Origin of the sequence: Pseudomonas sp. W2I6 (assembly GCF_030815935.1) — a bacterium.
In the GTDB taxonomy this organism is placed as follows: Bacteria; Pseudomonadota; Gammaproteobacteria; order Pseudomonadales; family Pseudomonadaceae; genus Aquipseudomonas.
This window is the reverse complement of record NZ_JAUSXJ010000001.1, coordinates 1,555,051-1,569,000: the sequence shown is the minus strand read 5'-3', so window position 1 is coordinate 1,569,000 and position 13,950 is coordinate 1,555,051. Positions and strand designations below refer to the sequence as shown.

Below are 13,950 nucleotides of genomic sequence, written 5' to 3'. Positions count from 1 at the left end.
TCACCTTTTTGATCGACTTCAACTCTCCAAGCCTGCTGCCGCACGTAAGCACCCAAAAGGGCGAATGGCCTGATCGCCAATAACAAGCCCGACTACAAAAAAGGACAAATTGATGAGTTCGAGCAAATACCCCGCAGTGTCCTTCACGGACCTCGCCCCCCAGGCCCCGGACCACACCGAGAATGCAATCGGTTTCGGCCCCTTTCTCTTGTTGGCGCGCCAGCATGTATTGCTGCGCAACGGCGAGCCGGTGACCCTCGGCAGCCGCGCCTTGTACCTGCTGATCGCCCTCGCCAGCCGAGCTGGCGAGTTGCTGGAAAAGTCCGAGCTGATCTCTTTCGCCTGGCCCAAGGTGGTGGTGGAGGAATGCAACCTGCGCGCGCAGATCGTTGCGCTGCGCCGGGCGCTGGGGGATGACGGCAACTTCAGCTACATCGTCACCGTGCCGGGCCGGGGTTATCGGTTTGTCGCGCCGGTGACGATGCAGGCAGTGAGTGAAGGCGCCATCGCCCAGGCGCTGGTGCCCGCCCCGACGGTGGACGTGCCCAACCTGCAACCGCCACCCAGCACAGTGATTGGTCGCGAACAGCTGATCCTGAGCCTGGCCGACCAGGTACTGAGCCAGCGTTTCGTGACCATCACCGGCCCCGGCGGCATCGGCAAGACCACCGTCGCCCTGGCCGTGGCGCAACTGCTGCAGGGCCGCTTTCACCAGGGCATGTGCTTCGTCGACCTGGCACCCGCCACCAGCGGCCAATGGGTGGCCGGCATGCTCGCCAACGCCCTGGGCATTCAAAGCGTAAGTGACGAGCCCTTGCAAAGCGTGGCCTCGATGCTCGCCAACAGCCCGTTGCTGCTGGTGCTCGACAACTGCGAACACGTGCTGCAAGCCACCGCCGACGTCGTCGAAGTGCTGCTGCGCTGCGCGCCCCAGTGCTGCGTGCTGACCACCAGCCGCGAGCCGCTGCGGGCCGAGGGCGAACGGGTGCACGACCTCGCACCGCTGCTGGTGCCGGACGAAGACTTAAGCTTGAGTGCCGAGCAAGCCATGACGTGGTCCGGCATCGCCCTGTTCATCGAACGGGTCAAGGCCCTCGACCCCGGCTTCGTGTTCAAGGACACCGACGTCGCCGCCGCCAGCGCCATCTGCCGCAAGCTCGACAGCAACGCCCTGGCCATCGAAATCGCCGCAGCGCGGGTCCGCACCTTTGGCATCCAGGACCTGGTGGGGTTGCTCGACGGCAGCTTCCGCCTGCAAATGACCGGCCGGCGCACCGCCCTCGCCCGCCACCGTTCACTGAGCGCGACCCTGGACTGGACCTACTCGATGCTCACCGGCGACGAACAGGCCATGTTGCGCCAACTGGCGGTGTTCACCGGTTCTTTTACCCTGGACGCGGTCAAGGCCATGACCGCCAGCAGCACCCTCGATGCACGCAATGCCCTGCCCTTGCTTGAAAGCCTGATGGACAAGTCGCTGCTGATCGCCGGTGAATCGCAGTTGCTCAAGCGCTACCGCCTGCTGGAAACCACCCGCGCCTACGCCCTGGAGAAGCTCAACGAACACGGCGAAGCCGATGCCACCCGCCAGCGTCATGCACTGTATGCGCTGGGCGTACTGCAGGAAGCCGGGCAGACCCTCGACGGGCTTTCTCCCGAGACCTGGATCGGCCTCTACGGCCCGGAAATCAACACCATCCGCACCGCGCTGGAGTGGGCCTTTTCAGCCTCGGGCGACCTGCCCACCGGCATCGAACTGACCTTGGGCGGTGTGCCTTTGTGGCTGCGCCTGTCGCTGGTCAGCGAGTGCCGTACCTGGGTCGACAAAGGCCTGGCCAGCGCCGCCACCACCCCGCTGCCGCTGCGCCAGCGCATGCTGTTGCAAACCGCCCTGGCCAGCGTGCTGATGCTCACCTATGGCACCGGCGGGCCAATGCGCGAAGCCTGGCGCCAGGTGCGTGAAGACGCCCGCGACCTGGGCGACGCCGAGCACAAGCTGCGGGCGCTGTGGGGCCTGTGGAGTGACCGCTGCGGCTGCAACCAGTACGTCGAAGCACTGGAATTGGCCGAGCGCTACATCAGCCTGAGCCACAGCGGCAACCAGCAACTGCTGGGTAAACGCATGCGCGCGCTGGCGTTGTTTCACATGGGCGACCTGGCCGGCGCCCGACAGAATATCGACGAGGCACTGGGGTCACCGTCAGCCCCGCGCTCGCACATTATCGACGTGCATTTTGACCAGCGCATCGCCGCCCGCTGCCTCAAGGCACAGGTGCAGTTGCTGGAAGGCGATGTCGACCCGGCGCTGCGCCTGATCGGCAGTTGCGTCGATGAAGCCATCACCCTCGATCACCCCGCGACCCTCTGGTACACCCTGTGCCTGGGGGCAATTCCCCTGGCGCTGTTGGCGTCCAACCTGCCCAAGGTGCGGTATTACCTGGGCTTGCTGCAAGACAGCACGACCCAGCAGGACCTGCACATCTGGCGTCAGTTTCGGCTGTGCTTCGAGAGCATCCTGCTGATCCGCCAGGGGTCGCCCGAAGAAGGCGTGCCGTTGCTGGGTGAGGCCTTGCATCACCTGCATGGCCAAGGCGACAGCCAGCTTTATAGCTTGCTGCGTTGTGAATACGCCCTGGGTCTGGCGCGGCTGGGCCTGGAGAAACTGGCGCTGGAGGTGTTGGAAGACACCCTGCAATTGGCGCTGGGCCGGCATGAGCGCTGGTTCGTGCCGCAGATGTTGCGGATCAAGGCGCAGCTGATTCTGCGCCAGGCCCAGTACGGGTCGGTGGACAAGGCCAAGGTGTTGCTGCGCCAGGCGTGGGTGGATGCGCAGTTGGCCGGGGCGCATTTCTGGCGGGCGCAGATTGCCAGTGACCTGGCCAGGTTGCAGGAGCCGAAGATGCGGATTGCTTCGTTGCCAAGGTTTCAGCACCGGTAGAGGCTGCCGGCATGTAACGGTAAAAAGGGGACAGATTTATTTTATAAATAAATCTGTCCCCTTTTCGCTCTTTTTGAACCCCGGCAGCCGCGCTATTGATCCGCTGCATAAATGACGGTTTGCGCACTGTCGGGTGCAGCGGGTCGGCGGGTGAAGTAGGTGTCGCCTTCATCCGTATGAATCTCGTATTCAAACTTGCTGGTCGCGCGGCCCGTGGCGGTGGCGTGCTTGATGATCTTCAGCACGCGCTGGAATTTCACACTTTGGGTGCCGTTCTGGCTGGGCCCGGTGAGCACGTTGACGCTTTGAAACCAGCCGTCGTTCTTCTTGTTCGCCACCAGGGCGCCGGTCATGGCTTCAAACCGCTCCAGCCGGGTAAAGCCCCACAATGTCTGCTCTTCCACGGTTTGGCCGAGGGCCGCAGAGCCGGTAAACACGAACAGGTTGATCGCCGGGCTGTCTTCACAGAAGAAATCGTAAGGCACCAGGCCGTCGACCATTTTCTTGCCGGCCACGAAGCCTTTTTTGTGCACCTGAAACATCGCCACCTCCACGCCAATGGCGTCACTGAACATCAGCTCACGCAGGAGAAAAGTCTAAAGGCGCAGGGCGTACAGGGCGGTCAAGCCAATGTAATATCGTGTAAAGATCCCACCCGAGGCAGGATGATTTCCACGCTCAACCCGCCGGACGGCTCGTTGTGCGCCTCGATGGTGCCGCCATGCATTTCCACGGACCTCAAGGCGATCGCAAGGCCCAGTCCGAAACCGGCATCGGTGTCATTCGGGCCACGTTCGAAAGGTTCGAAAATACTCCGCAACCGCAGGTTTTCAACACCCGGCCCCTGATCGGTGATCAACACCCGCAGCCAACGGTTGTCGGGGCTGACCTCCGCCGAAACCCGCACCGTGGTATCAGGTTGCGTGTAGCGCACGGCATTTCGAATGACATTTTCGAAACACCGATACAGCAGCTCGCCGCTGGCCCGACTGACAAAGTCCGGACACGCCTGCAAGCTGACACTGCAGCCTTTGATACCCGCCTCGAACTGGGCATCCTCGACAATCACGGCCAGCAATTCGACGATATCCACCGGCTCGCGCTCGATGCTTTCGGGACGACCCTGCACACGCGCCAGGGTCAGCAGCGCCTCGATCAGCGTGTCCATGCGCGCCGATTCACGCTGGATGCGCCCGAGCATTTCCTGGCGTGCCGGGTCTTGCTGCAACAGCCCGATGGCCACTTGCAGGCGCGTCAACGGTGAGCGCAGTTCATGGGAGATGTCGTGCAACAGCTGTTGCTGGGCTTCCACCAGCAGCTTGAGCTGGTTGGCCATGCGGTCGCAGTCTTCGGCCAGGTCGACGATTTCATCACGGCGCTTGCCCATCATCGGCCGCACCCGGGTTTCGAAGCGGCCCAGCGCAACGTCGCCCATCGCCCGCCGCAGATAAGCCAGCGGCCACGCCAGGTAGTAGGCCATGTACCCACTGAACAGCGCGCTCATCAGCGTGCCGATGATCAGCGGGATCCAGTGGCCCAGGCGCCCGGGTTCGTGGGGAGGATGGGAAGACCTGAGGGACAGCCTGACCCCGTCCTTGCCGATCAGCGACTTTTCATAAGCCACCTGCGAGACCGGCGTGCCGGCCAGCAATTGACCGGCACTGTCATAAACGCCAATGGCTTGGCCGTGGGGTGGCTGCCACACCGCCAGGAGCTGGCGGCCCGACTCGACACCGTACTGTTCCAGCAACTGTTCTTCGCTGGCCAGGATCGCATCCAGATGATGGTCCCCGGGGCCCAGGCTGCCCGCCACGAGAATGCTCAAGCCCACCAGGAACGTCAGGCTGGTGGCCAGCCAAAAGGCCAGGAACAGTTTCCAGAACAGCCGGCTGGGTTTCATCATTCGGCGATCAACAGGTAACCGAGGCCACGCACGCTCTGGATCCAGGCCTTGGCATCCGGGCGCGGGCCCAACTTCTGGCGAATGCTGCTGATATGCACGTCGATGCGCCGGTCATAGCGGGTCAACGGGCAGCCCAGGGCATTGAGCGACAGGGTCCTTTTTGCTCACCACCTGGCCGGCGCACCGGGCCAGCACTTCAAGTAGGCTGAATTCGGTACTGGTCAGCCCCAGTGCGCAGCCTTTCCAGAGGGCCTGGCGCTTGCCGGGCCAGAGCACCAGGGCGCCGGTCTTGATCACGTCAGCGGCCGGCGGGTCCACGGGCTGCACCCGGCGCATGATCGCGCGCAGCCGCGCCACCAGTTCACCCGGGGAACTGGGCTTGGGCACATAATCGTCCGCGCCGAGTTCCAGCCCGGTGATCCGGTCGATGTTGTCGCCCCGGGCCGTGAGCAACACCACCGGCACCTGGCTGCTGGCCCGGATACGCCGGAGCACCTCGATGCCCGAGAGCCTGGGCAGCATCACGTCCAGCACCACAATGCTGTAGCGCCCCGACAACGCCTCAACTTCACCCTCCTCGCCGGTGTGCACGCAGGTCGCCTCAAAGCCTTCATGCTCCAGGTATTGGCCCAGCATTTCAGTCAGTTCCTGGTCATCGTCGACTAGCAATACGCGGATCATGGCGAGCTCGTGAAAGGGTACCCCCACAGTATCGCCCAGCCTCATCGCCCCGGGGCCAACCTTTACCTAACTTGACACTTGGTTAACCGCACCAAACCCGCGCCGCTCTTATGCTTGCCGTCCACCCGTCTGGCCGCGTTGTGGTGACCCGTCTGCGGCGAGTCATCCCGGCGCGCTTGCGCTGCTTGTCGATGTGTTCTGGAAAAGATCTTGATGAATTTTTCGCGCCTGCTCTGCTCGGTTGCGCTGCTGCTCAATGTCACACTTGCACACGCTGAAGCCTTCAAAATCTCGGATATCCGTATCAACGGTCTGCAACGGGTCTCGGCGGGCAGCGTGTTTGGTGCCTTGCCCCTGAACGTGGGGGACGAAGCGGATGACCGACGGCTGGTGGATTCCACCCGTGCGTTGTTCAAGACCGGCTTCTTCCAGGACATCCAATTGAGCCGCGACGGCACGGTGCTGATCATCAATGTGGTCGAGCGCCCATCGGTGTCCAGCATCGAGTTCGAAGGCAACAAGGCCATCTCCACCGAAGACCTGCTCAAGGGCATGAAGCAGTCGGGCCTGGCCGAGGGCGAGATCTTCCAGCGCGCCACCCTGGAAGGCATGCGCAACGAACTGCAGCGCCAGTACGTGGCCCAGGGTCGCTATTCGGCCACGGTCGACACCGAAGTGCTGCCGCAGCCGCGTAACCGCGTGGGCCTGAAGGTCAAGATCGACGAAGGCTCCGTGGCCGCGATCCAGCACATCAACGTGGTGGGCAACCACGTGTTTACCGACAAGGAACTGATCGGCACGTTCACCCTCAAGACCAGCAACTGGCTGTCGTTCTTCACCAACGATGACAAGTACGCCCGTGAAAAACTCACCGGGGACCTGGAACGCCTGCGCTCCTATTACCTGGACCGTGGTTATATCAACATGGACATCACCTCGACCCAGGTGTCCATCACCCCGGACAAGAAGCACGTCTATATCACCGTCAACATCAACGAAGGCGAGAAATACACGGTGCGTGACGTGAAGCTCAGCGGCGACTTGAAAGTGCCCCAGGACCAGCTTGAAGCCCTGTTGCTGGTGCAGAAAGGCCAGGTGTTCTCGCGCAAGCTGATGACCACCACCTCGGACCTGATCACCCGGCGCCTGGGTAACGACGGCTACACCTTCGCCAACGTCAACGGCATGCCCACGCCCCACGATGAAGACCACAGCGTGGACATCGTGTTTGCGGTCGACCCGGGCAAACGGGCCTATGTGAACCGCATCAACTTCCGTGGCAACACCAAGACCGACGACCAGGTGCTACGCCGGGAAATGCGCCAGATGGAAGGTGGCTGGGCGTCGACCTACCTGATCGACCAGTCCAAGGTTCGCCTTGAGCGCCTGGGCTTCTTCAAGGAGGTCAACGTCGAAACCCCGGCCGTGGCGGGGGTCGACGACCAGCTTGATGTGAACTACGCGGTCGAAGAACAAGCGTCTGGCTCGATTACCGCCAGCGTCGGTTTTGCCCAGGATGCCGGGCTGATCCTTGGCGGTTCGATCACCCAGAACAACTTCCTGGGCACCGGAGATTATGCCAGCCTGGGCCTGACCCGCTCGCAGTACCAGAGCAAGTACAACATTGGCTTTACCAACCCCTACTTCACGCCGGACGGGGTGAGCCTGGGCTATAACGCGTTCTACAGTGCCACCGATTACAACAACTACTACGACGATGGCAGCGGTGTTTCCTACTACTCCATCAACAGTTACGGCCTGGGGGCCACACTCGGCTACCCGATCAATGAAACCTCGCGGTTGAGTTTCGGCCTGACGGTGCAACACGACAGTATCGACCCGGGCATCTACAGCTCTGATGAGATCTACGATTTTCTTCAGCGCGAAGGCAGTGAGTTCACCAACTTCAAGGCCAACCTTGGGTGGTCGGAGTCGACGTTGAACAAAGGCGTGATGCCGACCCGTGGTTACTCGCAGAACCTGAACCTGACGGTGACGCTTCCGGGCAGTGACTTGAGTTTCTACAAACTCGATTATTCCGGGCAGACATTTGTGCCGATCACCAATTCGACGACGCTGCGTTTGCATACCAAGCTCGGTTACGCCAACGGGTACGGCTCGACGGACGGCCTGCCGTTTTATGAAAACTACACGGCCGGGGGTGAAGGTTCGGTGCGCGGGTTTGAAAGCGGCACGCTTGGGCCGCGCAGTACGCCGGCGACCGGGGCGTATGCCAGTGCGGGCCAGCAGTACTACAGCGACCGCAGTCCCGAGGCGTTGGGGGGCAACATCCTGATTACCGGGGGGGCGGAATATCTGTTTCCGATGCCGTTCCTTAAAGATAATAAATCGGTGCGTACGTCTGTGTTCTGGGATGTGGGTAACGTGTATTCGGACAAGTGTGCCCTCAGTACTACCCAGGGTTGTAATGGGGTTGACCTGAGTCAGCTGGGTGCCTCTGTGGGGGTTGGGGCTACGTGGTACAGCCCGTTGGGGCCGTTGAGTATCAACCTGGCGTTGCCGGTTCGTACGCCGGAGAATGCGACCAAGCAGGTGTTCCAGTTCTCCATGGGGCAGAATTTCTGATCTGCCTGGGTACATATCCGTTTTTGCGGTTATGGCCGCTATTGGTTCCGCTCTTACAGCGGCTCACTTTTGAACAGCGCAAAAGTAAGCAAAACGCTCTTGCCCCACCACTCGGCACCTCGCCTAGGCTCGGTGTGCCCTCACTCCGGCTTTGGACCGTGGGCCGCCGTCATGGGCCATCCCTGGCCCAGGACGGCTAACCTGGCGTCCTGCCAGGTTACCCACGCTCCAAAGCCTGCGTTCGGCCAGCGTGGTTTAACGGGGCGCCTAAGATCAAAAGCAGATCAACAGCACAGCGGCCTCCCGGCCGGCTTGAGTGTTGAAGAGCAAAATCAAAAGCTAAAGCGGGCACGGTTCAAATGTAGGAGCTGGCTTGCCTGCGATAGCATCAACTGGGTGTACCTGATGCACCGAGTTGTCTGCATCGCAGGCAAGCCAGCTCCCACAGAAAAGCAGATATTCTTTCGCTTTGGATCTTGCCTTTGCTTTTAACACTCAAGCCGGCCGGTAGGCCGCTGTGCTCTGCTTTTGATCTGCTTTTGATTTTGATCTGCGGGCCCCGTCAACCACGATGGCCGCAAGTAGGCACGGTGGAGCGGGTAAATCGGCAGGGAAGCCGATTTAGCCGCGCCGGGCCATGGATGGCCCGTCGCGGCGGCCCGCGGAACCGGGCCGGAGTGCGGGCATGCCGAGCCTAGGCGAGGCACCGAGTGGTGGGGCAAAGACCTTTTGGTTACTTTTGGCTGGGCCGGCATTCCGGGCGTTTGCCAAAAGTGACCCGCTGTAAGAGCGGAACCATAAGCCGCCGTTACCTAAATAACGGATATGTACTCAACCCCTAGCGAAACCGCGCGATCACCGCCTCCACCACCGGGTTCGGCCGCTGGGTATTCCAGGCGACGGCCGTGGTCACCACATTGAGCTTCTGGCTCAACGCCCGAAACACCACATTGGCCGGCGCCAGCTTTTTCAACGACGCCGGCACCAACGCAATGCCCTGCCCATAGCTGACAAACGCGATCTGCGAAGCCACCGACCGCACTTCATGCAGCACCCGAGGCGAAAACCCGCTGGCACGACAGGTCGCGATCAAATTGTCGAAATACACCGGACTGACGTTGCGCGAAAACATCACCAACGGCTCATTCGCCAGGCTCGACAAACTGATCCGCGTACGACTCGCCAACGGGTGATCCGCCGGCAACGCCACCACCAGCCGGTCCTCCGTCAGCGGCAATGACTGCACCGAAGCCCCAAGGTCACCATCCAGCCGGGCAAACGCCAGGTCGATATCCCCGGCCTCCAGCGCCGGCAACGCCTCGACGCTGTCGATTTCCCGCACCGACACCGTGAGCTGCGGGTAATCAAGCTTCAGTTGCTCGATCAACCCCGGCAGCACATCAAACATCGCCGTGGAAATCGCGCCGATGGTCAACATCCCCGACTGCCCCGCCACCGCTTCTTCCACGGCGAGTTCCAGGCGCTCCAGCTGCTCGGCGAACTTGCGCACCGCCGGCAGGATCGCCGCGCCCACCGGAGTCAGCTTGGCCCCCCGTCGGGAGCGGTCGAACAGCTTGACCTTGAGCGCCTGCTCCAGCACCTGGATCTGCTCGCTCAGCGGTGGCTGGGACATCCCGAGGCGCTTGGCCGCACGGCCAAAGTTCTGCTCTTCAGCCACTGCCAGGAACAACCAGAGGTGACGAATCAGGCGAAAGTTGATCATGGTCTTATCCATAGGTTAAGCGTATGCAAGGCTTCTGTACTTCGTAATATACCTATCATAGGCACTGCCTGACACTGGCCGCCTCCGTCACCCGAGGCTTGCCCATGACCCCTGACCGTTTGCTCGACCGCCTGGCCGCACTGGACACCAACACCGTGTCCGACGCCCTCGACTTCCTCGGCCTGCCCGGCGCCACCGTGGGCCTGCGCCCATTGTGGAACTGCCCGAAGATCATTGGCCGCGCCAGTACCGTACTGCTCGGCCCCAAATCTGACATCGCCCCCACCGTGCATTTGATCACGCCGGTGATCGAACAGGTCGCGACAGACGACCGGGTGCTGGTGATTGCCGGCGGTATCGAGGGCATTTCCTGCTGGGGCGACATCATCGCCAACGCGGCGTTGCGCAAACACATACGCGGTACGGTGATTGATGGTTTCAGCCGCGATATCGACGGCAGCGAAGCCATCGGCTATCCGGTGTACGGACGCGGCGTGACCATGATCAGCGCGCGCAACCGCGTGGTGCAGCTCGACGCCGGCGTGACCCTCAGCGTCGCTGGCGTGTGCGTCAGCGAGGACGACTACGTGATTGCCGATACCTGCGGCACGGTATTCGTGGCCCAGGCGGTGATCGAAAAGGTCCTGGACCTGGGCGAGCGCATTGCCCGCCGCCAGGACGGCATGGTGCAGGCCGTGCGCAGCGGGCGCTCGGTGGTCGAGGTGATGCACGACGCACAGTTTGAGGCGATCAGCCGATGAGCGCCGATATCCAGCGGCTGAACCCGCGCCTGGCCAGCGCACAACCGTCCGCCACCTATCGCATCATGGACCGCGTCGCCGAACGCCGGGCACAAGGCGCGCAGGTTATTTCGTTGTGTGCCGGCGAGCCGGATTTCGACACCCCGGCGCATATCCGCGAAGCCGCGATCCAGGCCATTGAAACCGGGCATACCCGCTACACCCAGGTGGCCGGTGCGCGGGCCCTGCGGGAGGCGGTGGCGGCGAAGTTCCGGCGCGAAAACGGCCTGGACGTGTCCTGGCAGGACACCCTCGTGTGCAACGGCGGCAAGCAGGTGATCTACAACGCCCTGGCAGCCACCCTCAATGAAGGCGACGAGGTGATCGTGCCCGCGCCATACTGGGTCAGTTACCCGGAGATGGTGCAACTGTGCGGCGGCGAGGCGCGCATCGTCACTTGCAATGCCAACAGTGGATTCAAGCTGACACCCGAGGCCCTGGCTGCTGCAATCACCCTGCAAACACGCTGGCTGATCCTCAATTCACCGTCCAATCCCACCGGCGCGGTGTACAGCGAGGGCGAGCTACGGGCGCTGGCCGAAGTGCTGTTGGCCCACCCGCAGGTGCTGATCCTGGCCGATGACATTTACGAGCACCTGATCTTCGACGGCCAGGCCTTTCATACCCTGGCCCAGGTTGAGCCGCGTTTGGCACCACGCACATTGACCATGAACGGCGTGTCCAAGGCCTACGCCATGACCGGCTGGCGCATCGGTTTCGCCACCGGCCCACGCTGGCTGCTGGAGGCCATGGAAAAACTCCAGGGCCAGCAGACCTCCGGCGCCTGTTCGATCTCGCAACAGGCGGCCCTCGCGGCACTGGAAGGCCCCAGGGATTTCATCCGCGACAGCCGCCGGGTGTTCCAGGCGCGCCGGGACTTGATGGTCCAGTTGCTGAACGACACGCCAGGCCTGACGTGCATCAGCCCCGCCGGCGCGTTCTATGCGTTCGCCTCATGCGCCGCGCTGATCGGGCGCACCTCGGCGGGCGGGCGGCTGCTGCGCAGCGATGAAGACGTGGCCCTGGCGCTGCTGGATGAGGCCAATGTAGCCGTGGTGCATGGCAGCGCCTTCGGCCTGGGGCCGTACATCCGCATCGCCTATGCCCTGGATGACAAGTCGTTGCGCCAGGCGTGCGAGGCAATCCGCGGCTTCTGCAGCAGCTTGCTGGCAGAAGAATAAAAGTGATGAGTTCACATAGATAAATATCGCTAATGGTGGCGTGCGCCCCTTCTTAAGATTAAGGCCGAACAGGACAACACTCACAACAACAAGGTCCGCCCCCATGTCTATGCCTGAAGTCATAAAACCCGCTGTGCGCAGCCAATACCGCTGGGTGGTTGCTGCGCTGATTTTCCTGATCTACACCGTGGCCGCCGCCGACCGGGCCAACCTCGGCGTGGCGCTGCCATTCATCCGCCAGGAATTTGCAATGAGCAACGCCCAGGCCGGTGGCCTGGTCAGCCTGTTCCTGCTGGCTTACGCCCTGGCACAACTGCCGTCGGGCTTTGCCTTCGGCCGCTTTGGCGTCAGCCGGATCCTGCCGGGGGCCATGGTGCTGACCTCCCTGTTGACCGGGCTGGTGGGCACCGCCAGCTCACTGCTGGCGCTGAAACTCTATCGCCTGGGCCTGGGTATCGCCGAAGGCCCGCTGCCCATCAGCATGACCACCACCATCAATAACTGGTTTCCGGCACGGGAAAAAGGCACCGCGTCGGGGATCTTTCTGTCGGCCGTGAAGTTCGGACCGGTGATCGTGCCGCCGCTGTGCGCCGTGATCATTTCGGTGTGGGGCTGGCGCGAGATTTTCTACTTCTTTGCGATCCCGGGCATCGTGCTGGCGGTGGTCTGGTACTTCCTGGTCACCGACCATCCGTCCCGCAGCCGCTTCGTCAACCAGGCCGAACTTCAATACATCGTCGAAGACACCGCAATCGCCCAGACCGCCCGTGTGCACAAGACGCCGGCGTGGGTGAAAAAGCTCGACCGGGTGATCCGCACCCGCGATGAAAAGCCCCTGGAAACCAACCGTCAGGTTTTCACCTCATGGAATATCTGGGGGTGCGCCACCAGCTACTGCTTCCAGCTCGGTGTCTCCAGCGTGCTGCTGGCGTGGATTCCCACCTACCTGATGACCGTCAAGCAGTTTTCGATCATGAACATGGGCCTGGTCTCGGCAGCGCCCTGGGTGGGCGCGGTGCTGGGCAACCTGCTGGGCGGTTTCTGCTCGGACCGCCTGATGGGCGGGCGCCGCAAGCCGGGCATGTTGCTGTCGGCGGTCGGCACCTCGTTGATGATGTACCTGCTGATCAATTCACCGGCCGAGCCCCTGCCCTACGGTTTGCTGCTGATGCTGACCGGCGTGGTGCTGAGCCTCGGCTTCTCGTCCTACATGGTCTACCCGATGGGCCTGACCACCAAGAAGACCTTCCCGATCTCCAACGCCATCGTGAACATGATCGGCCAGTTGGGCGCCGCCGCCACGCCCTTCATCACCGGCCTGCTGCTGGACAACTACGGCTGGAACTACGTATTTGCCTGGCTGGCGATCGGCTCGTTCATCAGCTTCATCATTTTGCTGACCATTGCCGAGCCCCGCCCGGCCTCCAGCCACCCGACCTGATTTGTCACCACCACGAGGAGTTATCCATGTCACCCCAAGACCAAGAATTGGTTGCCCTGTTTGCCGGCCTGGACACCCCGGGCGTGTCCGACGCCCTGGACAAGCTAGGCCTGCCCGGCCAATGCCTGGGAATCATGCCCCTGGACAACTATCGCCAGGTGGTGGTCGGCCCGGCCTTCACCGTGCGCTACGTCAGCGCCAGCACCCCGCCGGGCACCGTAGGCGACTTTATCGATGACGTGGCCGAAGGCGATGTGGTGGTGATCGACAACGACGGACGCACCGACTGCACGGTGTGGGGCGACATCATGACCCAGTACGCCGGCAGCCAGCGGATCGCCGCGACGGTGATCGATGGCGTGTGCCGCGACGTGAGCAAGGCCCTGGGCGACGGCTACCCGCTGTTCACCAAGGGCCGGTTCATGCGCACGGGCAAGGACCGGGTTGAAGTGGAAGCAGTAAACCAGCCGGTGTCCATCGGCCAGGCCCGGGTGTGCGCCCGGGACATCGTGGTGGCCGACGCCAATGGCGTGGTGATCGTGCCGCGCGAGCGGGCCCATGAAGTGGCGGCGTGCGCACGCTCGATTGAAGCGGTGGAAGCGCGTATCCGGGCGCTGCTCGATGAAGGCAAATCCCTGCGTGAAGCACGGGCGGCGCTGGGTTATCACACCCTGCAACGCAAGGGCTGAAAGGTCCT

At 62.5% G+C, this 13,950-nt stretch carries 9 protein-coding genes and 1 pseudogene; 6 read left to right on the top strand and 4 right to left on the bottom strand.

Going from position 1 to position 13,950, the window contains the following annotated elements:
• Positions 1–112: 112 nt before the first annotated feature.
• Positions 113–2,938, top strand: coding sequence for a winged helix-turn-helix domain-containing protein (locus tag QF039_RS07495; protein ID WP_307517239.1), 2,826 nt, complete (start codon positions 113–115; stop codon positions 2,936–2,938).
• A 92-nt stretch (positions 2,939–3,030) separates the two neighbouring features.
• On the opposite strand, the gene QF039_RS07490 is transcribed toward QF039_RS07495, so the two are convergent.
• From QF039_RS07490 to QF039_RS07480, 3 genes and pseudogenes are all read right to left on the bottom strand, one after another.
• Positions 3,031–3,480, bottom strand: a complete 450-nt coding sequence (locus tag QF039_RS07490) for a hypothetical protein (protein ID WP_177021191.1) — start codon at positions 3,478–3,480, stop codon at positions 3,031–3,033.
• Between the two features lie 80 nt (positions 3,481–3,560).
• On the bottom strand, positions 3,561–4,841 hold the full coding sequence (locus tag QF039_RS07485; RefSeq protein WP_307517238.1) for an ATP-binding protein: 1,281 nt from the start codon (positions 4,839–4,841) through the stop codon (positions 3,561–3,563).
• A pseudogene (locus tag QF039_RS07480) lies at positions 4,838–5,522 on the bottom strand (response regulator). Before QF039_RS07480 ends, QF039_RS07485 begins: the two are co-directional and overlap by 4 nt.
• A 213-nt stretch (positions 5,523–5,735) precedes the next feature.
• Here QF039_RS07480 and bamA point away from each other — a divergent pair.
• Entirely contained in the window at positions 5,736–8,108 is a 2,373-nt protein-coding gene (gene bamA, locus QF039_RS07475; protein ID WP_102368638.1) for an outer membrane protein assembly factor BamA, read from the top strand.
• A gap of 838 nt (positions 8,109–8,946) precedes the next feature.
• On the opposite strand, the gene QF039_RS07470 is transcribed toward bamA, so the two are convergent.
• Positions 8,947–9,831 carry a LysR family transcriptional regulator gene (locus tag QF039_RS07470; RefSeq protein ID WP_134326192.1) on the bottom strand — a complete coding sequence of 295 codons (885 nt, stop codon included), beginning with the start codon at positions 9,829–9,831 and terminating at the stop codon, positions 8,947–8,949.
• Positions 9,832–9,935: 104 nt separating this feature from the next.
• Between QF039_RS07470 and QF039_RS07465 the strand changes: the two genes are divergently transcribed.
• From QF039_RS07465 to QF039_RS07450, 4 genes are all read left to right on the top strand, one after another.
• A complete protein-coding gene (locus QF039_RS07465; RefSeq protein ID WP_307517237.1) occupies positions 9,936–10,592 on the top strand; it encodes an RraA family protein in 657 nt (218 codons plus the stop codon).
• Positions 10,589–11,812: a pyridoxal phosphate-dependent aminotransferase gene (locus tag QF039_RS07460; protein ID WP_003209931.1), complete on the top strand. Its 1,224-nt coding sequence runs from the start codon at positions 10,589–10,591 to the stop codon at positions 11,810–11,812. The genes QF039_RS07465 and QF039_RS07460 overlap by 4 nt, the downstream gene beginning before the upstream one ends.
• 103 nt (positions 11,813–11,915) lie before the next feature.
• Positions 11,916–13,253, top strand: coding sequence for an MFS transporter (locus tag QF039_RS07455; RefSeq protein WP_023658999.1), 1,338 nt, complete (start codon positions 11,916–11,918; stop codon positions 13,251–13,253).
• A 26-nt stretch (positions 13,254–13,279) separates the two neighbouring features.
• Entirely contained in the window at positions 13,280–13,942 is a 663-nt protein-coding gene (locus tag QF039_RS07450) for an RraA family protein (protein ID WP_003209925.1), read from the top strand.
• Positions 13,943–13,950 lie beyond the last annotated feature (8 nt).